This window comes from Streptomyces albus subsp. albus (assembly GCF_000725885.1).
GTDB classification, from domain to species: domain Bacteria; phylum Actinomycetota; class Actinomycetes; order Streptomycetales; family Streptomycetaceae; genus Streptomyces; species Streptomyces albus.
The window spans coordinates 74035-98226 of the sequence record NZ_JODR01000022.1 but is presented as its reverse complement, the minus strand read 5'-3'; the positions used below and the strand labels follow the sequence as shown (position 1 = coordinate 98226).

Sequence of the window (24192 nt, the reverse complement as noted above, 5' to 3'; positions counted from 1 at the left end):
TAACCAGCCGCTCAGCGGGCGCAGCCGCCGAGCCCTCTCCGCAGCCGTCGGTCTTCTGACCGGTCACGTCAGGGTGTGCCTGCTGTCCCTGCTCCGACGGGGCTGTCCCAGTCGATGCGGTACCGCAGCAGCCAGTCGCTGCCCGCGGGAGCTTCCTGGCCGGGGTGCGGGGCCGTGCGGTGAGCCGCGGGGCGCTGGACGGCACGGTCGTTGAGGCGGGCGCTGCGTTCGACGACGGCCTCCACCCGGCCCCTGCGCAGCAGTTCGAAGCGTGCGAAGGCCGCCTCCGGTCCCGGCAGGTCCCGCAGGCACTTGGCCAGGACCACGCTGTCCTCGATCGCCATGGAGGCGCCCTGGGCGGCGTTGGGTGTCGCCGCGTGTGCCGCGTCGCCGAGCACCACCAGCGGCCCCCGGGACCAGACCGGGGTGCGGGCCAGGTCGTAGGCGTTCGTGGCGACGATCCCCGCGCCGCTGCCGCGCACGATCTCGGCGGCGGGCGAGGCGTCCTCCGAGAAGAGACCGGCCACATGATCACGCCACCGGGTGTGCTGTCGCGGTGTGGCCGTCGCCAGCGCGGACCGGCTCAGTTCACCGCCGGGCGTGTTCGCGAACCACCACAGGTCGCCGCCGGGGGCCAGGGTGCAGCCGAGGAAGGCACGCCTGCCCCGGATCATCCGGTAGGTACCGGGGGCCGGGGCGATCTCCGGCCCGGCGCCCGGTGTCCGGCCGCATACCGTGATCTGGCCGGTGTGCCGCGGGCCGGGCGCGGCCGGGTCGATGAGGCGGCGGGTGACGGAGTGGAGGCCGTCGGCACCGATGAGCAGATCGCCTTGCGCGGTGCTGCCGTCCGCGAACCGGGCGGTCACCCGCCCGTCCTCGCCCGTGACGGCGTCGACGAGGCGCTTGCCGTACTCGATGGCCGCCCCACGCCGCTCCGCCTCCTGGCGCAGCACACGGCAGAGCACCGCCCGGCGGATCGTCCGCGGACCCGGCGTCTCCTCTTCCGGGGTGCCTGCCGGAAGTCCGCCGGCGATGGGCCGCACCCCCAGACTGTCGCCCGTGTGCGCGAGCATCTCCACTCGTTCGGCGGAGAACGACGCCTCCAGCACGGGCTCGTGGGCGTCGATGGTGCGCAGCGCCTGAAGTCCGTTGGGGAACAGGACGAGAAAGGCGCCCGCATCGTCGTCCGCTGCGGCCGGGTACGCCTCGTGGACCGTCGCGCTGATCCCGGCCTTGCCCAGCGACATCGCCGCCGTGGCTCCCGCGATACCGCCGCCGATGATGAGCGCGTGCGTCATGCCGCCTCCCGAGTGTGCCCGTTCGTGCCGTTCCGTCCTGCCTCAGATACGGACTTCCGGAAAGGCGCCGTCGGTTGCCCCGAGGGGCGTACGCCACTGGCGCACCTGCCGGGCGCGTGGCCGCACGAGGGTGCGCGGGAGACCGCGCCGGGGCGCGCCTTGCAAGAGCGCGCCCCGGCGAAACCCGCCCCCAGGGATACCCGGAGCTGCCGCCGGAAGGGTCCGCGCCCGGAAGGGCCGCATCCGTGCGGCTGTCCGCCTCGGCGCGCGGAACGGCGTCCGCCGGCGTGCGGGTGGGCCACGGGTGGTACCCATGGCCGCCATGGAGTGGTTCACACCGTGGTTCACCGCCCCCGGGTACGGGATGAGCCGGCTGGTCCTCCAGCGCGCCCTGGCGGCCGTCTACCTCGTCGCCTTCCTCTCCGCAGCGATGCAGTTCCCGGCGCTGCTGGGCGAACGCGGCCTGCTGCCCGCCGCCCGCTTCGTACGGCGGATTCCCTTCCGGGCCTCGCCCAGCCTCTTCCACTGGCGGTGCGACGACCGGGTGACGGGGACCTGCGCCTGGGCGGGCGTGCTGCTGGCCGCCGCCGTACTGGCCGGTGCCGCCGACGCGGTGCCGCTGTGGGCGTCGATGGTGATGTGGGCGCTGCTGTGGTTCCTCTACCTGTCGTTCGTGAACGTCGGGCAGATCTTCTACAGCTTCGGCTGGGAGTCGCTGCTGCTGGAGGCGGGCTTCCTCGCGATCTTCCTGGGCAACGCCCGGACGGCACCGCCCGTGCTGACGCTGTGGCTGATGCGGTGGCTGCTCTTCCGCGTCGAATTCGGCGCGGGTCTGGTCAAGTGGCGCGGCGACCAGTGCTGGCGGAACCTGACCTGCCTCTACTACCACCACGAGACCCAGCCGATGCCCGGCCCGCTCAGCTGGTACTTCCACCACCTGCCCAAGCCGCTGCACCGCGTCGAGGTCGCCGCCAACCATGTGGCGCAGCTCATCGTCCCCTTCGGGCTGTTCTTCCCCCAGCCCGTCGCCAGCATCGCCGCCGGTCTGATCATCGTCACCCAGCTGTGGCTGGTGATGTCCGGCAACTTCTCCTGGCTCAACTGGCTGACGATCGTGCTGGCCTTCGCCGCCGTGGACTTCTCCGGGCTCACCGGCACCTCGTCCGAGGCGCCGACCCCGCTGTGGTTCGGCGTCGTCGTGTGCGCGGCGGCCCTCCTCATCGTGGTGCTCAGCTACTGGCCCGCCCGCAACCTGGTCAGCCGCTCCCAGCAGATGAACCGCTCCTTCAACCCCCTGCACCTGGTGAACACCTACGGCGCCTTCGGCAGCGTGACCCGTGTGCGGCAGGAGATCGTGCTGGAGGGGACGGAGGAGGAACGGATCACCCGGGACACCGTGTGGCGCGAGTACGAGTTCAAGGGCAAGCCCGGCAACGTGCTCCGGCTGCCCCGCCAGTTCGCGCCCTACCATCTGCGGCTCGACTGGCAGATGTGGTTCGCGGCCCTCTCCCCCGCGTACACGCGCGGCTGGTTCGAGCCGCTCGTGGAGCGGCTCCTCGTCAACGACCGGAAAACCCTGCGGCTGCTGCGCACCAACCCGTTCCCCGGTCACCCGCCGGCCCATGTCCGCGCCGTGCTCTACCGCTACCGCTTCACCACCAGGGCGGAGCGCCGCGAGACCGGCGCGTGGTGGCACCGCACCTATGTGCGCGAGTTCCTGCCGCCGGTCCGTATCGAGGGAGGGAGCGGAGGCAGCCGGTAGCACTGGGGCACGGCCCGGCCAGTACGACCGGGCACCTGCGTGGCACGCCGGGTGAGTCGGCGCCCACCCGGTCAGTCCGCCGTGTGCCCTGTCTGCTGTGCCGTCGGCGGAACGGGCCGGAGGGCGCCGCTGTTGTCCTCCGTTCCCGACTGGCGGTCCGCGGCGGCCTGCCGCCCGGTTCCGGCGGCTTCCCGGGCCCTGGCAGCGACCTGGCGGACACGCACGACAGTCGCGTCGGCCTCGTCCATCCACACGACGTCGTCGTCCACGTCCGCCTGACCCAGCAGGACGATGAAAACGCGCTCCCATGTGCCGTCCAGCGCCCACGTCCGCAGCCGGTCGTAGACGCCGCGCCAGTGCCCGTATTTCTCGGGGAGGCGGCCCCACGGCAAGCCCGTCTGGAACTTCCAGGCGATGGCGTCGAGCACGTCCCGGTCGTCCAGCGGCCTTTCGCCCCGGGCACCCCGCCTCACCGGCGGACGCTCCGACAGCACCGGCGCGACCCGGGCCCACTGCGCATCAGTCAACGGCACGCCCGGACCAACGACCGGATGACCCGGACGAAACGGCCGCCGACGGACGGGGGGTGCCCGGCGGCCCGACCGACCGGGCCGCCGTCCCTGGGGCCGCCGGGCAGTCCGGGCAGCCGGAAACCAGCGACTCAGGAAACCGGCGTACGGGCCACCTCGGGTGAGGAGGACTCCAGCGGAACGGACCAGGACCGCACCAGCCCCAGCTGCGCGGCCTGCCGCGGCAGCACGGCGTCCAGCGCCCAGTCCGCCAGGACGCGGATCCGGTTCCCCGGCATGGACGCCAGGTGGTAGCCGCGGGTGACCAGGTTGGCGAGCGGCCCCGAGAGCGGGACCTTCAACGGGTTCGCCGCGGCCTGCACCCCGCCCAGGTCCACCATGAAACCGAGGTCGTGGTGCTTGTACGGGCGGGACGCACCGTAACCGAACGAGGCCGCCAGGTTACGGCCCGCGGTCTTGCCCTGCCGCACCGCGTGCTGCGCCGTCATCGGAGTGATCTCCCCGGGCCGGGTCAGATCCGGAACGGCCGCCGCGTCACCACAGGCCATCACCTCCGGGTGGCCGGGCACCCGCAGGTACTCGTCCACCACCAGGCGGCCCTGCTGCGTCTCCAGCCCCAGATCCTTCACCAGCGGGTCGGGGCGCACCCCCACGCACCAGATGAGGGAGCGGGTGGGCACGAACTCACCACTGTCCAGGAGCACGCCCTCGCTGGTCGCTTCCTTGATCGACGTTCCGGGCCTCACGTCCACACCGCGTTTGCGCAGCACGCGGTGCGCCGTCTCCGACAGCCGTTCGTCCAGTTCGGGCAGGACGCGCGGGGCGATGTCGAGCAGCATCCAGCGCGGTCGCTCCCCCTCGGGAAGGCGACGGCCGCCGCCGGCCCGCTGCCCGTCGCGGCTGTGCTGCCGGGCGAGCGCGTCCGTGAACATCTGGCCGTGCGCCGCAACCTCCGTCCCCGTGTACCCGGCACCGACCACGACGAAGGTACGGCGGGCCGCCGCCTCCTCCGGGTCGTCGGCAGCCGCGGCCAGGGCAATCTGCCGGTTGACGTGATCCCGCAGGTACAGGGCCTCCGGCATACCGCGGAATCCGTGCGCGTGCTCGGCGACTCCCGGGATGGGCAGCAGCTTGTTCACACTGCCCACGGTCAGCAGCAACCTGTCGTAACCGAGCTCTCCCGAGCGTCCCTCCGGGTCCACGTAGCGCAGGGTGCGCCGGTCGAAGTCCACACTCCCGACCTCGCCGAGCACCAGACGGACGTGGGGCAGGGTGCCCGCCAGCGAGACCGACACCCGCCGCGGCTCCAGCATGCCGGAGGCCACCTCGGGCAGCAGCGGCATGTAGAGGAAGTAGTCGTTCGGATTCACCAGCACGATCTCCACCGCGTCACGGACAGTGCGCGGGAGCGTACGCGAGAGGGTCCGCGCCGCCTGGTATCCGGCGAATCCAGCTCCGACGATCACAATGCGGGACCGGCTCACAGCCGAGACCTCCTCCCCGGGCGAGGCCGGAGCCGTCCACCGGCCCCGGCCGTCTGTCGCAGGCCACCCGGGTTTCCCCCACCCACCCGCTCAAACTCTGGGGCCCCTGTCCCCGGCGCTGCCCATGGACGGGGGCCTGGCGCGGGGGACGCGAGGAGTCGTCGCCAGGGGCTGGGAGGAGGGGGCCGGGGAGTGAGGAGGGGGGTGGCAGCGAGCACCCCCTGAAGTGCTGTATTGTTCTTTGTGCGCGAGCGGAACGGGGAAAAACCCCGGACCGAACGAGCACCGGGACGTGGCGCAGTTTGGTAGCGCACTTGACTGGGGGTCAAGGGGTCGTGGGTTCAAATCCCGCCGTCCCGACCAGGTTTTAGCTGGTCGAAGGCCGTTTCCACCGAGAGGTGGAAACGGCCTTCCGCGTTTTGTGGTCGATAGGTGGTCGTCCTCGGCACGGGGCAGGCGCACGGGCCCCGACGTTGCAGCGGCGTACTCATGGGACGTGCGGCCTGGTGCTCGCGATGTGGTCGCGGACCTGTTCCTCTTGGTCGAGCGCGGCGGCGATGGCGTCGACGGCCTGGCCGGCCGTGCGCTGGGGGACGCGGGCATAGACGTTCGCGGTGGTGGAGAGCGTCGAGTGCCGCGCGGTCCGGGAGACGGCCCACAGGCTGCGGCCCCCGCTGGCTGGTAGCGACGAGGTGGCGCAGGCCGAAGAGTGCAGCGTGGACGCCGACCCTGCTTGGGGGCCGCGAAGATGTTCGAGGCCCCCCGGGGAGCAGCGGGCGACTGTGACCCCCGGGTTCAGCGGCGGGGATCTCGACGGCCAACGCCTGGAGCCCTCGGTGCGGCGCACAGTCCCACTGCCGTCACGTGGGAGTCCCCGGGCCGGGCACCGGCACACGCAGCAGGGTCTCACCCCCTGGCAGGAATCAGGGGTTTACCGGCATTTTCGCCTCTGTTGGGTGCTACAGCCCTGTTCATAGGCTCCTGGCATCAACCGCTCAGCAGCCGAGGAGAGGGCAGCATCCGTGTTCGACAAAGGAAACGAGCCGAAAAACATGACCCGGCGCACGGCACTGGAGCGTGGTGTGGGCGTCGCCGCGCTCGGTGCGGCCTCCGCGTTCGCCGGCGCGGTGTCCAATGCGCCCGCGGCTTCGGCCGCGGCACACGCGCCCCGCGGCAATGTTCCGACAGCGCGTACCGAGGCCCTTCCCCGGGAAGTGGGCGGAATACGTATCCCCAGGAGCGAAGTGGCGCAGAAGGCAGCGGCGTTCGCACGGAGGGAATCCTCTGTGACGCTCTTCAACCACGTCATGCGAACCTATCTGTTCGGCTGCGTGCTGTTCGATCAGCGCGGTGTCCACTACGACCGGGAAATCGCCTTCGTCGCGTCGATCCTGCACGACCTCGGGATGGTCGAGAAGTACCGGTCCCCGAATGAACGCTTCGAGCTCGACGGTGCCGACGTCGCACAGCAGTTCCTGCGAAAACGCCGCATGTCGGCGGACCGCGTCGAGGTCGTCTGGGATGCGATCGCCCTGCACACCAATCGCCCCATCGCGTTGCGGAAGAGGCCCGAGATCGCCATGGTCTCCGTCGGCTCCGGGCTCGACTTCGCCGGGAACGAGCTGGAGAAGATCCCGTCCGAGACCCTCGATGACATTCTTGGCGCCTTCCCCCGGGAAGGTTTCAAGAAGAACGCGGTCGACACCATGTTGTCGCTGTGCCGCACCAAGCCCATGTCGGTGCTCATGCACCCCTTCGCCGAGGTCGGGCGCCGTCACCTTCCCGACTTCGCCGTGCCCACCGTCGAAGACGTGCTGCTCGCCGCCCCTTTCGACGAGTGACAGAACTGCCGCCCAGGGGCCCGCTCGTCGGAGTGAGCACCCCGGCGGGGCCGCAGGGCGGTCGTGCCACCGCGGACTTCCAGGCAAACCCAGCGGGTAGCCGCCGACGGGCTGCAGGTCACGGTGGACAACGAGGAGGGCTACGCGCGGATCTCCAACTTCGCCGAGATTCCCGTACCCCAGCCGATACGCCGATCCTTCGGTGCGCGTCCGCCGCGCAGTCCGTGACGTGGAACGGCCAAGCAAGCGGCGAACCGCACGGGCGGTCCGTGGTATCCGGCCGACATGTACGGCCACACCGTCGAGTTCATCTGACGTCCCGGCTGCGTCGGCTGCGGTCGGGCCACCACGGGCGCGGCTTGCGAAGCTGAGGGCACCTCCAGCGGGCTACACCGCAGTCGGCTCCGCCGTCTTCCGCACCCGTCAGCACGCCGCCGGGGCCCGTCGAAAAGGGGTCCCGGCCGGCAAGCCGCCGCCCTCGGCCGGCCGCGCGGCGGGCCGACGACGAAGATCTGCCCGGCCCCCGACGGCCGTTGCCGGCCACTGGTCGTCCACCCCACCACCGATCAGGCCACCCATGTGTGCCCGCGTTCCCGCGGGTCATGAGCCGTTCGCGGGCTTCTCGGCCTGGCATAACGCCCGCAACAGGGCAAGGCAAGATGTTCGTCGCCCGCTAGGGACGCCGAACAGCAGCCACCGCATGACTCTTCAGTCAGGGAACCGGCTTCACCTGCCACCGGATGCGCGGGACCAATGCTCGTGGATGGTGGCCAGCTTCCAGTTCCTCCGCAAGGCGGCAGCACTGAGACAGACAGTCTCCTGGGGTGCTTTCACGGGGTCGTCCACCCGTACTCGAACCACGCGCCGTACCACGTTGCCGCGCCCTCGCGGCTCGGGGCACGACGTAGCACTCCGCCCTGCCCCATTTCGCCGGCCGCACGGGCCGGCCCGGAGACGCCTTCGGAGGTCAAGAGCGTCGGTGGATCGAGACCGCGTACGTTCCGCCCATGTACGGATCACGGGACCATGTCGCGTACCGCGCCTCGAGCGCGAGGCCCGCCGCGGCGCAGTGTGCGTCGTAGTCGTCCAGGCTGTAGCCGCGGTCCAGGGAGAAGCCCGCTACCAAGCAGCCGCCCGACCGGACATGCGCCGCCACCCCGGCGACCAGAGCCGGTTCCGTCCCCGCCGGGGTGAACAGGGGGACGTTGCCGGCCATCACCACCACGTCGAAGGACCTGCCGAGGTCGAGTTCGGCCAGGTCACTCAAATGCCAGGGAAGGTCGGGCGCGAGGCGCCGAGCGGTGGCCAGCATCGACGCGTCGACGTCCACGCCCACCACATCGATCCCGTGCCGCGCCAGCTCGATCGCCACCCGGCCCGTACCGCACCCCGCGTCGAGGACACTGGACGGGCCCAGGGCACGCACCAGCGTGGCCTCGCCGTGCACATCGCCGCCCCGGGCGGCGATACCGTCGAACCGGGCCTGATACTCCTCACCGTCCCACGCCATGAGGGACACCCTCGCACAGTGCAACCGCCTTGCCCGCCCCGGCCCGCGGGCTCACCAGCACTCCACTGTTCCGGCTGGGGCGTCGGCCCGCGCCCCGGTCCGCCGGGCGGCGCGCTCAGCACGGGCCCGTTGCAGCACGGCCGTCTCGCTCACCGCGGCATGGCGGCGGCGCTCGGCACGTGTTCTGCTCGAACGAGGCCGGCGCGACGCCGCACCCCGTCCGGCTCCTGGAACGCCCGGCGCTGAGTTCGCGCATCGAGCACGTCTGCTGTTCGACAGCCGCCACCATGTCCGGGTCGATCCGCTGCGGAGGGCGTGACGGCCCGATGTGCGGCGAGCGCGGCGCGGTAGTCGGGGCACACCGCCTCGCGGGTCTTCACCGGCACCTCGGAAACGGCCGGCGCCGTCCGGGCCTGCTCCGTCGTACGGGGCCGTAGCGTGAGGTGCGCCGACTGCCAGGATCCGGATGGTGCGCACGTGTCCGTGCCGACCGTGCGGCTCGCTGCGGAGACGATCCGGGCGATGCTGAGCCGCGGTTGAGTGGCGTAGGCCACGAAGTCCGGGCGCAGACCCGCTGTCCGGTCTCGTCGTGGAACGGGGCGGCGTGGATACGGCCGGCAAAGACCGGGCAGAGGGCAGCGGCGAGGACCGGCCACTGGTCCGGGACTGTGCCTGCGGCACGGAGGCACACCAATACGGAAAGGGTCGCGGGGCGCCCCGTTGCAGACACGATTCAGATGCGTTTTTTCACCGGCGGTCGCCAGATCAGGGAGTCGTCAACGATCGTAGGCTTGTAGCGACTTTCCTCTGTTCCTTCGAGCTGTTTGCGCATCGATGCGAAGAAGTCACTGAGGCTGCTCCATTTGATTTTGGCACTGTCTTCGTGATCGAAAGTTCCCACTTGCCCGAAGGACGGGCCCGGGCGATAGTCGATGAACAGTGCGTCAGCGGTCACATGGTCGGCAATGGGGACCCACAAGGGGTGCCACCAATACCCGACCATTTCGTCGTCGGCGCCAGCAAGAAGATCGGACAGTATCTGATGTCGTTGGATGGCTTCCTGGGCCGGAAGGGGGCGATAATTCTTGGGGTAGAAATATGCTCGCACGTCAGCTTCGGCCTGGGCGACCCCGTTGTGCAGAGCGTAGAGCTGTACAAGTTCACCGGAAAGTTCGACACCGACGGCTTGTCCCAGTTGGAAAACATCCTCCGCAGACGCGGGAGGAAGCAAGACCGCACGGCTGGCAGGAGCGTACGTGGCCAACCATCTGTCGATCTCCGCCCAGTGAGCGAGGGAAGTCTGTCGCATTTCGAACCTTGTCTGATCCATGGGCAGGCCGGCGACGGCGGGAGGCGCTTGACAGAAGCCTGTCCCTGACTGACGTCGTTGCTGCCCGGAGCTGCGGCGCGTACGCGGGGTCCCCATCATCCGCAGGCTCTCCCGGCACGTCCACCGGCGGTACTTCGAGGAAATGGTCTGCGCCGCCTCCGCCCCGCGCGGAGGTGATCGGCGCCGCCGGGCTTCCGGCCGGCGTGCCCGCGTGGACGCAGGTGGTCCGACGGTCGGCGCTGCGCCGGTGGACGCGGGGGTTGAGAGCGGCAAGACGAGCGATGACAAGAAGGTCCGGAGTTTCATGCGGACTGAAGCCCCGCGGTTTGAGTCGGATCGCCGAGCGGTGGAGGTATGGACGGCAGCAGTGTGCGGACGCCTGTCCTGCCGGCCCGTTTGCGGGCGATCCACGGCCGATGACGAGTGGGGCAACAAGGGCGGCCGACGCGTCGCCACGCCGGCCGCCCTGTACGGCGCCGGGCCGCTGACGAAGGAATCACATCGTGCCAGTGAGACTCCTTCACCAGCTGTCAAGCACGGGTCACGATGCCGGGCTGCCGCAGTAGCCGCCGGTCAGACAGGCCCGGAAGTTGAGTCCGCTGATGCCGTAGAAGTCGGCGGAGAACGACTCCCCGTTGGCTGCGGTTTTCACCGGCGTCCAGCCCCGTCCGGCCCACCTTGCCTGGAGGATCACCCACCTGCCGTCCTTGGCGTAGTCGTAGAACTTGCCCCTGTAAGTGCCGTCGTAGGTGCCCCTCGAGTTCTTGTGCCAGTTCCAGCAGACGTGGACCGAGCCCTTGCCGTTGCTCGCCCACACGGTCGCGCACTTGCTGCCCTGAGCGGACACGGAGCTCTGCTCAGCGGCTGCGGCACTGCCGACGAACCCGGTGGTGAGAGCGGTTGCTGCCACCATCGAAGCGATGAGCGATCGGAACTTGACCATGCTGTTCCCCCTGCCGTGATCACGGTCTGATCTTTCCGGTGCTGTGCTTCGCCGAGGATGCCGCTGCCGCGAAGATCGAGACATCCCGTCACGGTTCGGACTTCGTCTCAGCCCAGAACGGTAGTGCGCGGACCCGTACAACTTTCGCAGTAGGCCACAGACTGGCCGTATCAATCCTGGTGAGGGGCCACTCAACTTCCATGTCCAGCTGTCCGGCCTTCTCATGCTGGGTAGCGTGACTGGTTCGTGAAGCGGGCCAAGGAGCGTGCTCAGCCGCGCGTGCGACGTATCTCCGAGCAGCGCTTCGCGACGGCCGGTCCCGGAGCGGGTGCGTCGGGCTCAGTTCGAGCCCGCGCGAAGAGCAGGCAGCACGGCGGCCGGTGGCCTCCCCCCGCCACGCAACTCGACCCGCTGTCCGCCGCTGTCGAGACCTTGCTGCGCAAGGTCGCATCGGCCGGAACCAGCCTGATCCGGGCACAGTTGCACGGGCAGATCCCCCGAGGGGCTGACCTCGCTGAAGCACAACCAGCAGACGGCTGCTGATCCGGACCGGCCGTAGCCGTGGGAGCAATGCGTCCTTGCTCTCCGCGCCCGTCACCGGTGCCGACCACGGCACGTCCCGCCCACCCGGATCGCGGCCACCTTGGGCCGACTACGAACGCGGGAGCACCTGGCGGCGCTCGCGCAATGGGCCGCAGAAGCCTCACGGTTGCAATGCGGCGGCACGCAGCAGGAGCCGGGACCCAGATGCTCTGGACACGGGCGTGCCCTGCCTGGGCGAGGTTGCCGGACTGCCGTTGCACCGCTTAACGCCGGAGCAGGCCGCCGACGACCACGCGGTACTGGAGAAGGGTGTCACCGGAAAGCTTCTGCTCGACGTCGCTTGACGGGCGCGGCCCCCACGAATACTCTCCACGCGTTGATTGGGGATGGCCTCCTGTCATCCGAGTAGGTTTGCGTTCTGCTCATCCTGTGCGCGGTGCTCTTCGCACCTGGCCTGAAAGGGTGTGAAGCCGCCCCCGTAGGGTGAGTTGCGCGGACGGGCACAAGGTGTCTGTCGAGAGGGAAGGGGCCCCGGAGCCGATGGAGCCGAGCGATCTCGTATGGCAGGACGCGGTGGGCCTCGCGAGTCTGGTCTCGGCGGGTACGGTGAGCGCCGTCGAGGTGGTGGCCGCCCATCTCGACCGGATCGAGGCCGTCGGAGACCGGGTGAACGCCTTCGTGACCGTGCTCGGCGAGCAGGCTCTGCACGCCGCGGCGCAACCGGCCGGTGGCCCGCTCAGCGGGGTCCCCTTCACCGTCAAGGACTCCTTCGACACCGCGGGCGCCCCCACCACCTGGGGGTCGAAGCTCTTCGCCGACCGGGTGCCTGAGACCGATGCCACCCCAGTGGCCCGCCTTCGGCAGGCCGGCGGCATCCTGCTGGCCAAGACGAACCTGCCGGAGATGTCCTACTGGACCGAAACGGACAACCGCCTGGCCGGCAGGTCCCTGAACCCTTACGATCCCCAGCGCACTCCCGGGGGCTCCAGCGGCGGTGAGTCGGCGGCCATCGCAAGCGGGCTCTCGCCACTCGGTATCGGGAGCGACGTCGCCATCTCCGTGCGCGGGCCCGCCGCCGACACGGGGATCGCCTCGATCAAACCCACCCACGGCAGGGTGCCGATGACCGGCCACTTCCCCGCCGTACCGCGCCGCTGGTGGCACGCCGGCCCCATGGCCCGCAGCGTGCGCGACCTGCGCCTGGCACTCTCCCTCATGGAGGGGCCCGACGGCAGCGACCCCTACGCCGTGGCGCTGCCCGCCGCAGACCGCACCCGCGGCAAGGGCCGGCTTCGCATCGGCTGGACCGCCTCGGCGTTCGGCCCGGTCGATCGACAGGTCGCCGCCACGGTCGCCGCGGCGGCCACGGCGCTGACCGAGTTGGGGCACGACGTCCGGGAGAGCGAGCTTCCATGGCTCGCCGAGCGGGACTGCACCCTGCTGTCGGCGACGCTGTTCCCCGCAGAGGTACGGCCCGCCCTGCGCGCCGTCACTTCCGGCCGCGAGGGGGCGGTGCACCCGGTCGTCGCGGCGACGCTGGAGTCCCCCGAGGTTCCGCTGGCCGACTACATCGCCGCCGAACAGGAGGTGGAGCACCTGCGGATGCGATGCGCCGCCTGGTTCGCCGACCATGACGTCCTGCTGTGCCCCGTGACGCCCTTCCCCGCGCCGCCTCATGGCCTCAGCCGCATCGACGTGAACGGTGTCTCCCTGCCGGCGCGGGCGGTGATGCGCGCGACCGTACCGTTCAACCTGACCGGCCTGCCCGCCGTCGCGCTCCCCTTCGGGGCCACGGACGACGGCCTGCCTCTCGGCATCCAGTTGGTCAGCCGCTGGTGGGCCGACGACCTCGTCCTCGGCCTCGCGGAGCGCCTGGAGGCAGTCAGCCCTGTCCGCGACCGCCGCCCCGCCTTCTGAGGAGACGTTTCACCCGCGGAGGGTTCGCTCCGGAGGCCGGGCGCTGCCGCCGTTCGCCGGCCTCGCCAGGGAGACGTCGTCATCCCGGACGCAGGTCAGCGAACGGCCGTGCCGGCGGACACGGAGCTTGACGGAGACGTGGTCAGGGTCTGGTCCGCAGAGGGACAGGCGGGATCGGGGCGAGGGGGCCGTCAGTGTTCGCCGGGTGCGGCCGAGGGACCGCGGATTCCGTCCAAGAGGTAGCTGGTGCGGCGGTCGTAGTCGGCGCGGGGAGGGCGCTCTCCGTGTTTGAGGGCGAGGGCGTTGTCGACGACGAGTGCGTGGAGGTCGCCCGCCGTGAACTCCGGCCGCAGCGCGCCGGAGGTCCGCGCCGCTGCGATGAGTTCTTCGTTGGCCTCGCTTCCGACCCGGCAGATCTCCATGAGCTGCTGCGAGTGCGGATATGTCTGCAGCAGGACGTCGTTGAAGGCGGGCTGGCGGTACTGGAGGTCGCGGATCGCGGTGAAGTAGTACGCGATCCGCTCGTCGATGTCGTCGATGCTCCGCGTGCGGTCGATGACGGCGAACAGCGCACTCGCCACGACCTCTTCGATGACGGCTTCGATGAGGCCGATCCGCCCGCCGAACCGGTTGAAGATCGTAGCCTTGCTCACCCCCGCCGCCTTGGCGACCTCCTCCAGGGGCACCGTCAGGCCCTGCCCCTGGAAGGCCCCGATCGCGGCGGAGCGGATCTGCTCGGAATTGCGCCGGGCGTCGGCGCGCAGCCGGGTTTTCGAAGATGCCGCACCGGCCATGGCCCTCACCGTCCTCTTTTCTCACTCACCGCCGTAACTTGACTCGCGCAGTCAGTTTACCTACGGCCGCAGACGGAGAAAGCTGACCCGCATGGTCAATTTACGACTGCCGCCCACCACCGAGACGGACACCGTGGGCGCTCGGAAAGGTCGAGCACATGATCGTTGTCACCGGCGCCACCGGCGGGCTGGGCGGCGCCATCGTCGAGCACCTCCTCAAGCGCATACCCGCCGACCGGATCGGGGTCAGCGTCGCGACACCGCCAAGGCGCAGCACTTCGCCGACCGCGGCGTACGCGTGCGGCAGGGCTCCTACGAGGACCCGGCCGCGCTGCGTGACTCCTTCGCCGGTGCCGAGCAGGTCCTTCTGATCTCCGGCAACGACCCGGCCGCCGACATGGTCGGCCTGCACCGCAATGCCGTCGAGGCCGCGGTCGCAGCCAGCGCCGGGCGGATCCTCTACACGAGCCAGCAGGGCGCCGTCCCCGGTAATCCGTACCGGCCGTCGGACATCCACATCGCCACCGAGGCGATCCTCGGCGACTCCGGAGTCGCCTGGACCGCACTGCGCAACGGCGCCTACGGGCCACTCGATCACCTTCTCGGCCCGTGGCAGCGGACCGGTGTGATCGCCCAGCCGGAAGACGGCCCCGTACCGTACACCGACCGCGACGACATAGCCGAAGCCACGGCGATCATCCTCGCCGGTGACCGCTCCTTCGACGGCCCCGTCACCCTCACCGCGCCGACCGCCCTCACCTTCGACGACTTCGCCAAGATCGCCTGCGACCTCACCGGTCGTACTGTCGAACGCGTCGTCGTGAACGGCAAACGGTGGGTCGCCGACCAGGTCGCGGCCGGTGTGCCGGAGCAGGTGGCCCGGCACTTGCTCACCTGGCATCAGGCGGCCCGCGCGGGCTGGTTCGCCGAAGCCGACCCTCTGCTGGCCGAACTCCTCGGCCGTGCGCCCCGTACCGCCGAGGACCGGCTCGCAGCCGAGATCGGCATCTGACGCCCCTTACCGGTCGCCGGACCGGTGATCGTCGAGTAGGAGGAGGTCGCCTCCGGGCCGCCGACCAGGCATTCAGAAGCAGTCGCAGCACGACGAAGGGCCCCCGCATCCGCGGGGGCCCTTCGCTCGTCGGCGCCCTCCCCCGGGGGGGACTCCCCTTTGCCCTCCTGTCGCCACCCGTCCTGGGGCGAGCCCGGTGGGCCGGTCTCAGGTCGGCTTGACGGCGTGCTCGTGGGTCTCCCTATACTGAACACTGTTCACGTGAACACCGTTCACTAAATATGGGAGGACATCACCGATGAACCCCGACGTGATCATCGTTGGCGCGGGCCCGACCGGGCTGATGCTCGCCTGCGAGCTGGCACTGGCGGGCGTACGGACCCGCGTCCTGGAACGCCGCACGGAACCGCAACGCAATTCACGGGCGCTGAGCCTGCACCCGCGCAGCGTGGAACTGATGGACCAGAGGGGGCTGCTGGACCGGTTCCTCGAGCTCGGCAGGACCGTGCCGGGCTGGCACTTCGCGGGGCTGCGCACCCAACTGGACTTCAGCGCCCTCGACTCCCGGCACGGCTACACCCTCTTCCTGCCCCAGGCACGTACCGAGGCGATCCTGGAGGAGCGGGCGCACGAACTGGGGGTGGAGATCAGCCGGGGACACGAGACTCTCGGCGTGGCCCAGGACGGCGACGGGGTCGAGGTGGAGACGCGCGTTCCCGGCGGCGGCACCGAGACCGTACGCGGCCTCTACGCGGTCGGCTGCGACGGCGGGCGCAGCATCGTGCGGCGGGCCGCGGGGATCGACTTCCCCGGCACGGACGAGACCCTGACCGGGATGCTCGGGGACTTCGCGGTCGTCACCCCGGAGCCCGGCGCCCTGGACGCGGCGCGGTCCCGCGGCGTGATCATCGCGCCGCTGGAGGGAGGGCTCACCCGGTTCGTCTGCCTGGATCCGGAGCGGATACGGGTCCCGGCCCGGGAGCCCGTCACCCTGGAGGAGTTCCGTACGTCGCTCACCCGGATCGCCGGCTCCGACTGCGGGATCGCCGAGCCCCGCTGGCTGTCGCGTTTCGGCAACGCCACGCGGCTCGCGGAGAGCTACCGTTCGGGGCGGATACTGCTGGCGGGCGACGCCGCCCACATCCACTTCCCCGCGGCGGGCCAGGGGCTCAACACGGGGCTCCAGGACGCCATGAACCTGGGGTGGAAGCTGGCCGCCGCGGTGAACGGCTGGGCCCCGCCCGGTCTGCTGGACAGTTACGACGGGGAGCGTCGGCCGGTCGGCCAGTCGGTGACCGAGAACACCGAGGTCCAGACCCTGCTGGCGGAGCTGACGCTGGTCCCGCAGTACCAGCGCCCGGCCGCGGCCCTGCGCAAGCTCCTCGACGAGCTGCTGGGCATGGCCGAGGTCAACCGCCGGCTCGCCGATCAGGTCTCCGCGCTCGGCACCCTCTACCCACCGGCGGACCCGGACGCCGACCCGCTGGTGGGGCGGCGGATGCCCGATGTCGGGCTGACCGCCGCCGGGTCGGAGGCGACGCGGGTGTACGAACTCCTCGCCCGAGGCCGCTTCGTCCTGCTCGCTCCGGCCGAGGGCCCGTCCCTTCGGGAGGCCGTCGAGACGGGCTGGGGCTCGCGGGTCACGGCCGTCACCGTCGACAAGTACGACGAGCACCCTGACCTCGACGGGGTGACCGAGGTGCTCGTACGCCCCGACGGCCACGTCGCGTGGGCCACCCGTACCACCGACGGCGGCGCGCGCCGCGACGAACGGGTCCGGGCGCTGACCGCCTGGGCCGGTACGCCCTCGGAAAGGGGCTGAACATGCCTGTGAACCGCGTCAGTCCGCCGTCCGTGCACAACCCGTCCGACCAGATCACCCAGGTCGTCACCGTCGACGGGATGCGGCTCGTGCATCTCTCCGGGCAGGTCGCCTGGGACGCACAGGGCCGGCCCGTGGGGGTCGGCGACCACGGGGCGCAGGCGGCGCAGATCGCCCGCAACCTCGACGCCGCGCTCGCCTCGGTCGGCGCCACCCGCGACGACATCGTCGAGGAGACCGTCTACGTCGTCGGCCACTCCCCCGAGCTGCTGCCCGCGATCTTCGGGCCGCTGCGGGCCGGAGTCACGAAGACACCTGCGAGCACGCTGGTGGGCGTGTCCGCACTCTTCGCACCGGAATTCCTCCTGGAGGTCCGGGTGGTCGCCGCGCTCCCCGCAGGAGGGAGCCACGACCGGGCCGTACCGGCCGAAGACGCCGCAGCGGGCGAGCCCGCCAAGGCACACGAGCCCCACCAGGGCCGCACGGCATCCCGCACGGGCGAAGACCCGGATTTCGAGACGGCACTCACCCGCCGTGCATGGGAGGACCCGTCCTTCGCCGCACGGCTGGAGCGCGAGCCCCTGGAGGCGCTGGCCTCGATGGGGGTGCACGTGCCCCCGGGAGTCAAGGTGCAGGTGAGACTGCAGAAACGGGACACGCTGTACTACGTCCTCCCACCCGCGAAACGGCCCGACGAGCCGGACCGCAGTGAGCCCGTGAACCTCATGGATCTGTGGCGCAGCGGGGACAACTTCGTCTGGCTGCTGCCCGAACGCCTCAAGACCGAACTGCTGGCCATGCGCCGGAGTTTCCTCGGGGCCCGGACCGGCACCGATACGGCATACGACGCGGAGCAATCATGAACCATGACGCCGGCACCCTCCACACGCTGCGACTCGTCAACGACAGCGCCTACCGGGAGAGGCTCATCTCCGACCCGAAGGCGGTGCTGTGCGAGGAGTCAGGCCACGAGCCGCGCGAGGACTTCGCCGTCGAGGCGGTGGAACAGCGGGACGACACCATCGTCATCCTGCTGCCCGCGGAACCGGAGAACGACGAGGATTTCGCGCAGCGGCTCACCGAGGCGTCCCAGCGCGTGTACGACGTGCTGTTCTCGTCCGGAGTCGGCGGGTTCCTGATCCCGGACGACCGGCTGAAGTGGATTCTGCGGGACATCCGCTCCTCCTGGGCTGCCAGGGCCGAGCAGGAGGGGTGATGGCCACCTTCGTTCTCGTGCACGGTTCCTGGCTCGGCGGCTGGGCCTGGGAACGGGTCGCTCCCGGGCTGCGTGCGTCGGGCCACACCGTCCTGTGTCCCTCGCTCGCCCCGGCAGGACCCCGTGTCGGGTTGCGCACCCACATCGCCGAGATCGTCGCCCTGATCGACGAGCACGCTCTCACCGACGTGGTCCTCGTGGGCCACAGCTACGGAGGCATGGTCATCTCCGGAGCCGGACACGAGCGACCGCAGCGCATCCGGCGACTCGTGTATCTGGACGCGTACTTACCCTCGCCCGGCCAGTCGGCCTTCGACCTCCAGCCCGTCCTGCGCGACGCGTGCGACGCCGCTGCCGCTCTGCGGCCGGAGCGGGAGGCATGGCTGATTCCTCCCCTCGGCTTCGAGACCATGGGGCTGTCGGCGGCCGATCTGGAGTGGGTGACCGCGCGGGCCCGGCCGCTGAGCCGGGCCACCCACGAGGAACCCCTGCCGCAGCCCGTGTCCGGCCACCCTCCCCCGCCGGCGACGTACATACGGCTGGGAGGTTCTCCCCTCTTCGCCGATGCGGCGCATACGGCGCTGCAGCGCGGGGCCCGCCTCCTGACGGTCGAAGGCGCCGCCCATCTGGCGCCCATCAGCGACCCCGAGCGTGTGGTCGCGGTGCTCGGCAGCACAAGCTGAGCAGTTGTCGCCGTGCGTCGCTTTCCCCTCGGCGTCCGCGTCCTCCTGGACGATGCTTCGGCGTGACGGGCTCGTGGCGCACAAAGGTGGCCCCTCGCACGGTGAGGGGCCACCTGCGTGCGCCTGGTGGTGCGTCAGCGCAGCGCGGCGATCATGTCCTCCGCCAGCCTGGCGCTGGAGGCGGGGTTCTGGCCGGTGAAGAGGTTGCCGTCGACGATGTTGTGCTGCTGGTACGCGGCCCCTGCGACGTGGACTCCGCCCAGCTCCCGGAGCCGGGAGGCGAGCAGCCACGGAGCGCCCTCGGCGGTGCCGAACTGGTGCTCCTCCTCGTCGGTGAACGCGGTCATCCTGCGGCCGGTGAAGAGCCAGTTGCCGTCCTCGTCCCGGGCGCTCAGCAGTGCGGCCGGACCGTGGCAGACCGCGCCGATGGGCTTGCTCTCCCTGTCGGCCTCGGCCAGCAGACGGCCCAGGTCGGCGTCCTGGAAGAGGTCGACAACCGGGCCGTGGCCGCCGGGCAGCACCACCGCGGCGTAGTCGTCGATGTCGATATCGGCGAGCTTCAGCAGCGGGCCGAACTCCTCCAGTGCCTTTCGGGCGTGTGCCACGTAGTGACCGCACTCCTCCCCCGCCAGCGCGGGGTCGGCGCTGTGCTCGTCCAGCGGCTGCAGCACCCCGCCCGGGGAAGCGAAATCGACCGTGTAACCGGCCTCCACGAATTTCTCGTGCGGAGCCGCCAGCTCCTCCGCCCAGTAACCCGTCGGGTACGTCGATCCGTCGGTGCGCTCCCAGACGTCGGCGGCCGACATGACGATGAGAACCTTGCCCTTGCTCATAGGAGTTCCTTTTCCGTGGAAAACCGTCCCGGGCAGGCGGCAGCTTGCCCGGGAAAACGGTTGGTCAGGCATTACGCGATTGCGGCGGGGGAATCACTGCGTTCCCGCTCGCCCGCCCCGAGGACGTACGTTCAGCATGGCCTGCCACCAGCCCTCGCGGGCGCCCATAGCAGGCCCTGCGCGACAGCGGACCCGGCAGACCAGGACTGAGAGGGCCAGGCGGGAGAACACCCGCGTCGGCGACACTGACGGGTATGGCCGACAACAACCGTGAGCTGGGGAGCTTTCTGCGGAAGGCGCGTGGTCAGGTGGATCCCGAGCAGGCCGGTCTGCCGCCTGACAGCCGTACGCGGCGTGTTCCGGGCCTGCGCCGTGAAGAGGTCGCCCGCCTGGCAGGTGTGTCGACCGACTACTACACCCGGCTCGAACAAGGTCGTCCGATCACCCCGTCGCCGGGGGTCGTGGACGCACTCTGCCGCGCCCTGGGCCTCGACGAGGCGGGACGCGCCTACGTGCACGGCCTCGTCGGGGTGACGGACGCGCCGTCACGGCGTCGCAGTCGAAGCGTCCAACGGCTCCGCCCCGGTCTCCGCCGGCTCATCGACGCCTTCGACGGTGCACCCGTCCTGGTCCTCGGCCGCCGCAGCGACGTCCTGGCGGCCACCCGGATGGCGAAGGCGCTGTTCACGGATTTCGACCAGCTGCCCGTCCGGCACCGCAACTACGCGCGCTGGATGTTCCTCAGCGAGGAGGCCCGGTCCTTGTTCGCCGACTGGGAGGACCAGGCACGGGCCGCCGTGGAAAGCCTGCGCCTGGAGGCGGGACGGGACCCGGACGACCGAGCCACGAACGATCTCATCGCGAAGCTGCGCGGAAAGAGTACGGAATTCGACCACTGGTGGGAGAAGCACCGGGTGCACCAGCGCACCCACGGCTCCAAACGCCTCCACCACACCCTGGTCGGCGAGCTGACGGTGGAGTACGAGACGCTGATCCTGCCGGGAGACCCCGACACGACTCTCTTCGTCTACACCGCGGAGCCCGGCTCGTCGTCCGCACAGGCACTCGACATCCTGGCCATGTGGACCCTCACCGGCACCGGAGCACCCGCACCCCGGACCGGCACGGCCCGGGAGCAGGACTGACCCGGGTGAACCCCGCCTACCGGTGGCCCACTTGACGGCCCCATCTGTGAGTGGTTTATTACTCACATGCCGAAAGCCACCTCACAGCGCCAGCTCTCGACCGCCGACGAACGGCGGAGGACAGTCCTCGAGACCGCGGTCAGCGCGTTCGCGGACCGGGGCTACTTCGGTACGAGGACCACGGACGTGGCGCAGCGAGCCGGCATCTCACAGGCGTACGTCTACCGGCTCTTCCCCGACAAGGAGGCGCTGTTCGTGGCGGTGGTGGAGCACTGTTTCGAGCGGGTACGCGAGAGCTTGGGCGACGGGGCCGCCGCGGCCAAGGGGAGTTCCGCACAGGAGGTCCTGGACGCAATGGGCAACGCGTACGCGGAACTCATCTCGGACCGCGACCTGCTGCTGCTCCAGCTCCACGCGCAGTGCGCGGCAGCCTCCGAGCCGGCCGTCCGCGAGGTGGTGCGCAGCGGTTACGCGCGTCTGGTCGAGTACGTACGAGGGGTTTCCGGCGCACCGGAGGCCGACGTCCAGCGATTCTTCGCCGTGGGCATGCTGTGTCATCTTGTGACCGCCCTCGGCACCCACGAGGTGGATGCCCCGTGGGCCCGGACACTGTCCGACGGGCTCCGGCACTACTGAGGCCGGGGACCGTTCGCCGCAGAGAGGGGGTGATCTCATGCAGCGCACCGTTGCGGCCCGCTGGGTCGCACTCCTTCCGCTTGCCGTCGTGGACGCACTGCTGTTCGCGCTGTGGCGGTGAGCACCGTGCCGTGAGCTACACGGCTTCTTTTTTGCCCCCAAGAGTGAGTGGTCAACCACACACAACACAGGAGGACCGAGATGCCACCCAACGACCCCACCACACCCGCGTCGCGCGCGGAACGGCTCGCGTGGAAGACCACGCTGACCGTCCTGCTGCTCGCACTGGCCTTCATGGTCACGCTCTGGAACTGACCACGGGCGGCCCGCGCTCGTGAAAGGAGGGCAGCCATGGCCCTCACCACGGCACAGCCCTCCCGGGCGCGGCAGCCACCACCGATGCGGCGCGGCGGGACGAGCCGCATCGCCGGCGTGTACCTGCTGGCGCTGGCGGCAGCACTCGCACTCTGCATGGGGCCCGCCCAACTGCCGTCACCGCTCCACAACTTCGGCAGCGGTCCCGGCGTCGCAGGAGCAGTGATCGCCGGGAGCACGGTGACCGGAACTCTCGGCACACCGGCCTTCCCGCAACTGCGACGGCGGCCGGCCACCACCGCGATCACCACCGTCAGCATCACGCTGCTGGGCGCCGGCCGGCTGCCGGCCGGGACGGGCGGCATGGTCGTCCGCGTCCTGGGCGGGATGCTCGTCGGCGGTACGGGCACCGTGCTCGTCGCACCCGACCTCAGCCTGCTCCTGAGCGAACTCGCTCCCGACGGGCCGCGCGGGCGGGTCCTCAGCGGACTCGTCACGGCGGCCTCCTCGGACAGTCCCTCTCGCCCCTGGCCCTCCGACGCCTCGTCCGCGGGACCGGCCTCGCAGCCGCCTTCACCTGGGCGGGAGGGGCGCCGGCTGCCGACGCGGCCCGGCCCTGGCCGGCCTCCCCGCCGGCCTGACGCGCCGGGTCCGACGCGTCCGCGACAGACCCCGCCACACACCGACCACATCTCTCACAGAAACGAACGACGGAAAGGGAGCACCCCGATGATCCACCACTGCGTGCGCTTCACCATCAAGCCCGGCACGACGCCGACGCAGCTCGAAGACGCCCTCGCCAGCCTGCGCAACCAGGGCGAGGTTATCCCCTCCGTGCACTCCTTCCTCGTCGGCCGCGACCACGGCGGCGAGTACGAGTGGGGCGCCACCTTCCAAATAGCCGATCTGGAAGGCTACTGGGAGTACCTCATCCACCCCGCCCACCGCCGCACCGACGAGATCGGGCTGCCGCTCGTCGACAAGTTCGTCTCCTTCGACATCACCGACGACCCCGACCCCGCATACGGCGACCAAATCGCCGCGCTGCACCGGCGCCGCTTCGACGCCGACCCCGGGCTCACCGAACTCGTCTCCAACCTCAACCGGTACGAAGGCAGCGCCGCCCCCGGCCGCCACGCCGTCTGACATCCACGCCGGGAGGCGGGGCCCGGCGGCCTGACACCGCCGCACCCCGCCTCCCGGGTGTGCCACCGTTCCATGGGGCGCCCTTACGTCCGGTCTGTGGCTCCTCCTCCCCGTGCTCCCCCACCCGGCGCACCCGTCAATCGTTCGATGTAGTCGCGGATCATCACCGGCGACGAAGTCCACCCCTGTTGCCGCGGCCGAAAATGGGCCCATCCCAGTCCTCCCATGTCCCTTGAGGAGAGCCGCACATGAAAAAGCCGCCCGGCCGGGCGCTGTTCGGCGGTGCCGTGATGGCCGCGGCACTCGGGATCGGTACCGGTGCCGGACCGTCGCTCTCCCGCGCCGTCGGTTTCGCGCCCGGAAGTCTGCCGGCCCGGCTGGTGTCGGCCAGGCTGGTCAGCGCGGTGGCCCTGCCCCTCGTTCTCGCGGCGCTGCGCGGCACGGGACGCCGCCCCCGCGACGCGGGGTTCGGCAGGGTGGGCGCGAGTGCCCGCTCGGCACTGCTCGGGGTGGCCGTCACCGGCACGGCGGCGGCACTCGTACTGGGCCTCGGCACGGTGGCGGGCATGCTGCGCTGGTCCGCCCCCGACCTGCCCGCCCTCGCGGCGTTCCTCGCCGACAACACCGCGGTCGCCCTGCTGCTCGAAGCGCTGCCGGAAGAGACCACCCTGCGCGGCTGCACATGGTCGGCGCTGCGCGAGGGGTACGGGGCCGTCACGGCGGCGCTCGGTACGACCGGTGTCTTCCTGCTGGTGCCCGGGGCCTCCACAGTGGTGGCGGCCGGGGTCGCACGGCTGAGCGGAGGACCGCACAGGGCCATCGGCCTCGTCCCCGAGGGACAGCACCCGGTGGACTACCTGATACTGCTGGCGGTCTTCGGCCTCACCCTGGTCGCCGCGCGCACAGCGGTGCGGGACGCGCCCCTGTGGACCTCGATCGGCACCCATCTGACCTTCCTGACCGTCAACCGCGTCACCTACGAGGGCGACCACCGTCACGCGGGCTGGTACACCACGGACCGGACGGCGACCGCACCCCTGCTGGTCCTGCTCTCTCTGCTGCTGACGGCCGCCGCCTTCGTCCTGCTGGGCCGGCTCAACCGCCGAAGGGCGAGTACGGGGACAGCACCCGGAGTGCGCGCGGAGAGGCACGGAGAGGAACCCCGTCCCGCTCCAACGCCGGGAGGTACTTCGCTGCGGGAAACTCCTGGCCCGCAGGGTTCCTGACGGTCGGTCAGGATCGCACGAACCGGCGGTGCCGATGGCCGTGCTCGACGCGTGCGGGCATCACATCTCCTGTCGTCCGCCCCTTCGACATCGCTCACGAACTCGACCGCGCCAATGGCTGGTTGTCGCCCACGAGCAACCGCACGGGAGAGGCAAGCCGCAGGCCACCGCACACGAATCACGCCATGTAATTGCGCCGTCACGGA

General features: G+C 70.7%; 19 protein-coding genes, 1 tRNA gene and 1 pseudogene. 13 read left to right on the top strand and 8 right to left on the bottom strand.

From position 1 onward, the window contains the following. Positions 1-68 precede the first annotated feature (68 nt). A complete protein-coding gene (locus IO40_RS0124720) occupies positions 69-1298 on the bottom strand; it encodes an FAD-dependent monooxygenase (protein WP_016471357.1) in 1230 nt (409 codons plus the stop codon). A gap of 313 nt (positions 1299-1611) precedes the next feature. On the opposite strand from IO40_RS0124720, the gene IO40_RS0124715 reads away from it, so the two are divergent. Further along, positions 1612-3060 (top strand): lipase maturation factor family protein, encoded by a 1449-nt coding sequence (locus tag IO40_RS0124715; protein WP_031176157.1) that lies wholly within the window; start codon positions 1612-1614, stop codon positions 3058-3060. A gap of 71 nt (positions 3061-3131) precedes the next feature. Here the strand turns inward: IO40_RS0124715 and IO40_RS35345 are convergent, their stop codons facing one another. Both IO40_RS35345 and IO40_RS0124705 read right to left on the bottom strand, forming a co-directional pair. Further along, a complete protein-coding gene (locus tag IO40_RS35345) occupies positions 3132-3593 on the bottom strand; it encodes a transposase (protein WP_063830990.1) in 462 nt (153 codons plus the stop codon). A gap of 128 nt (positions 3594-3721) precedes the next feature. Beyond that, the gene (locus IO40_RS0124705; RefSeq protein WP_030405606.1) at positions 3722-5074 is read right to left on the bottom strand and encodes an NAD(P)/FAD-dependent oxidoreductase; all 1353 of its coding nucleotides are present in this window, start codon (positions 5072-5074) and stop codon (positions 3722-3724) included. 286 nt (positions 5075-5360) lie between these two features. Here IO40_RS0124705 and IO40_RS0124700 point away from each other — a divergent pair. Beyond that, a tRNA-Pro gene (locus IO40_RS0124700) sits at positions 5361-5437 on the top strand. 659 nt (positions 5438-6096) lie between these two features. Further along, complete coding sequence (locus IO40_RS34030) at positions 6097-6915, top strand: HD domain-containing protein (RefSeq protein ID WP_030405605.1); 819 nt, start codon at positions 6097-6099, stop codon at positions 6913-6915. A 967-nt stretch (positions 6916-7882) separates the two neighbouring features. On the opposite strand, the gene IO40_RS0124690 is transcribed toward IO40_RS34030, so the two are convergent. The 3 genes from IO40_RS0124690 to IO40_RS0124685 all read right to left on the bottom strand — a co-directional run bounded on the left by IO40_RS0124690 (position 7883) and on the right by IO40_RS0124685 (position 10698). Next, entirely contained in the window at positions 7883-8425 is a 543-nt protein-coding gene (locus tag IO40_RS0124690; protein ID WP_016471352.1) for a class I SAM-dependent DNA methyltransferase, read from the bottom strand. 733 nt (positions 8426-9158) lie between these two features. Further along, positions 9159-9734, bottom strand: a complete 576-nt coding sequence (locus IO40_RS37740) for an SMI1/KNR4 family protein (protein WP_157846449.1) — start codon at positions 9732-9734, stop codon at positions 9159-9161. A gap of 562 nt (positions 9735-10296) precedes the next feature. After that, a complete protein-coding gene (locus IO40_RS0124685; protein ID WP_030405604.1) occupies positions 10297-10698 on the bottom strand; it encodes a hypothetical protein in 402 nt (133 codons plus the stop codon). 1083 nt (positions 10699-11781) lie between these two features. On the opposite strand from IO40_RS0124685, the gene IO40_RS0124675 reads away from it, so the two are divergent. Next, positions 11782-13158, top strand: a complete 1377-nt coding sequence (locus IO40_RS0124675) for an amidase (protein ID WP_030405603.1) — start codon at positions 11782-11784, stop codon at positions 13156-13158. Positions 13159-13349: 191 nt separating this feature from the next. Here the strand turns inward: IO40_RS0124675 and IO40_RS0124670 are convergent, their stop codons facing one another. Continuing rightward, on the bottom strand, positions 13350-13952 hold the full coding sequence (locus tag IO40_RS0124670) for a TetR/AcrR family transcriptional regulator (protein ID WP_016471347.1): 603 nt from the start codon (positions 13950-13952) through the stop codon (positions 13350-13352). A 158-nt stretch (positions 13953-14110) separates the two neighbouring features. Here IO40_RS0124670 and IO40_RS34025 point away from each other — a divergent pair. The 5 genes and pseudogenes from IO40_RS34025 (at position 14111) to IO40_RS0124640 (ending at position 18685) form a co-directional block, all read left to right on the top strand. Then, positions 14111-14964: pseudogene (locus tag IO40_RS34025) on the top strand (NAD(P)H-binding protein). A gap of 298 nt (positions 14965-15262) precedes the next feature. Beyond that, on the top strand, positions 15263-16786 hold the full coding sequence (locus tag IO40_RS0124660; protein WP_030405602.1) for a monooxygenase: 1524 nt from the start codon (positions 15263-15265) through the stop codon (positions 16784-16786). A gap of 2 nt (positions 16787-16788) precedes the next feature. Next, the gene (locus IO40_RS38995; RefSeq protein ID WP_234336578.1) at positions 16789-17649 is read left to right on the top strand and encodes a Rid family hydrolase; all 861 of its coding nucleotides are present in this window, start codon (positions 16789-16791) and stop codon (positions 17647-17649) included. Further along, complete coding sequence (locus IO40_RS0124645; protein WP_016471343.1) at positions 17646-18002, top strand: hypothetical protein; 357 nt, start codon at positions 17646-17648, stop codon at positions 18000-18002. The genes IO40_RS38995 and IO40_RS0124645 overlap by 4 nt, the downstream gene beginning before the upstream one ends. Continuing rightward, positions 18002-18685: an alpha/beta fold hydrolase gene (locus tag IO40_RS0124640; protein WP_016471342.1), complete on the top strand. Its 684-nt coding sequence runs from the start codon at positions 18002-18004 to the stop codon at positions 18683-18685. Before IO40_RS0124645 ends, IO40_RS0124640 begins: the two co-directional genes overlap by 1 nt. A gap of 134 nt (positions 18686-18819) precedes the next feature. On the opposite strand, the gene IO40_RS0124635 is transcribed toward IO40_RS0124640, so the two are convergent. After that, complete coding sequence (locus IO40_RS0124635) at positions 18820-19518, bottom strand: type 1 glutamine amidotransferase domain-containing protein (RefSeq protein WP_016471341.1); 699 nt, start codon at positions 19516-19518, stop codon at positions 18820-18822. Between the two features lie 254 nt (positions 19519-19772). Between IO40_RS0124635 and IO40_RS0124630 the strand changes: the two genes are divergently transcribed. From IO40_RS0124630 to IO40_RS0124605, 4 genes are all read left to right on the top strand, one after another. Then, complete coding sequence (locus IO40_RS0124630) at positions 19773-20663, top strand: helix-turn-helix transcriptional regulator (RefSeq protein WP_016471340.1); 891 nt, start codon at positions 19773-19775, stop codon at positions 20661-20663. Positions 20664-20729: 66 nt separating this feature from the next. After that, positions 20730-21299: a TetR/AcrR family transcriptional regulator gene (locus tag IO40_RS0124625; protein WP_016471339.1), complete on the top strand. Its 570-nt coding sequence runs from the start codon at positions 20730-20732 to the stop codon at positions 21297-21299. Between the two features lie 351 nt (positions 21300-21650). Then, positions 21651-22760 carry a Dabb family protein gene (locus tag IO40_RS38295; RefSeq protein ID WP_234315452.1) on the top strand — a complete coding sequence of 370 codons (1110 nt, stop codon included), beginning with the start codon at positions 21651-21653 and terminating at the stop codon, positions 22758-22760. 248 nt (positions 22761-23008) lie between these two features. Beyond that, entirely contained in the window at positions 23009-23986 is a 978-nt protein-coding gene (locus tag IO40_RS0124605; protein WP_031176156.1) for a CPBP family glutamic-type intramembrane protease, read from the top strand. Positions 23987-24192: the final 206 nt, after the last annotated feature.

Excerpts from the sequence above, each read along its gene's own strand:
- IO40_RS0124625 (WP_016471339.1), top strand. The coding sequence starts at position 20,730 with ATGCCGAAAGCCACCTCACAGCGCCAGCTCTCGACCGCCGACGAACGG.
- IO40_RS0124660 (WP_030405602.1), top strand. The coding sequence starts at position 15,263 with ATGAACCCCGACGTGATCATCGTTGGCGCGGGCCCGACCGGGCTGATG.
- IO40_RS37740 (WP_157846449.1), bottom strand. The coding sequence starts at position 9,734 with ATGCGACAGACTTCCCTCGCTCACTGGGCGGAGATCGACAGATGGTTG.
- IO40_RS38295 (WP_234315452.1), top strand. The coding sequence starts at position 21,651 with ATGGCCCTCACCACGGCACAGCCCTCCCGGGCGCGGCAGCCACCACCG.
- IO40_RS0124630 (WP_016471340.1), top strand. The coding sequence starts at position 19,773 with ATGGCCGACAACAACCGTGAGCTGGGGAGCTTTCTGCGGAAGGCGCGT.
- IO40_RS0124645 (WP_016471343.1), top strand. The coding sequence starts at position 17,646 with ATGAACCATGACGCCGGCACCCTCCACACGCTGCGACTCGTCAACGAC.
- IO40_RS0124685 (WP_030405604.1), bottom strand. The coding sequence starts at position 10,698 with ATGGTCAAGTTCCGATCGCTCATCGCTTCGATGGTGGCAGCAACCGCT.
- IO40_RS0124635 (WP_016471341.1), bottom strand. The coding sequence starts at position 19,518 with ATGAGCAAGGGCAAGGTTCTCATCGTCATGTCGGCCGCCGACGTCTGG.
- IO40_RS0124715 (WP_031176157.1), top strand. The coding sequence starts at position 1,612 with ATGGCCGCCATGGAGTGGTTCACACCGTGGTTCACCGCCCCCGGGTAC.
- IO40_RS38995 (WP_234336578.1), top strand. The coding sequence starts at position 16,789 with ATGCCTGTGAACCGCGTCAGTCCGCCGTCCGTGCACAACCCGTCCGAC.
- IO40_RS0124640 (WP_016471342.1), top strand. The coding sequence starts at position 18,002 with ATGGCCACCTTCGTTCTCGTGCACGGTTCCTGGCTCGGCGGCTGGGCC.
- IO40_RS0124675 (WP_030405603.1), top strand. The coding sequence starts at position 11,782 with ATGGAGCCGAGCGATCTCGTATGGCAGGACGCGGTGGGCCTCGCGAGT.
- IO40_RS0124720 (WP_016471357.1), bottom strand. The coding sequence starts at position 1,298 with ATGACGCACGCGCTCATCATCGGCGGCGGTATCGCGGGAGCCACGGCG.
- IO40_RS0124605 (WP_031176156.1), top strand. The coding sequence starts at position 23,009 with ATGAAAAAGCCGCCCGGCCGGGCGCTGTTCGGCGGTGCCGTGATGGCC.
- IO40_RS0124690 (WP_016471352.1), bottom strand. The coding sequence starts at position 8,425 with ATGGCGTGGGACGGTGAGGAGTATCAGGCCCGGTTCGACGGTATCGCC.
- IO40_RS0124670 (WP_016471347.1), bottom strand. The coding sequence starts at position 13,952 with ATGGCCGGTGCGGCATCTTCGAAAACCCGGCTGCGCGCCGACGCCCGG.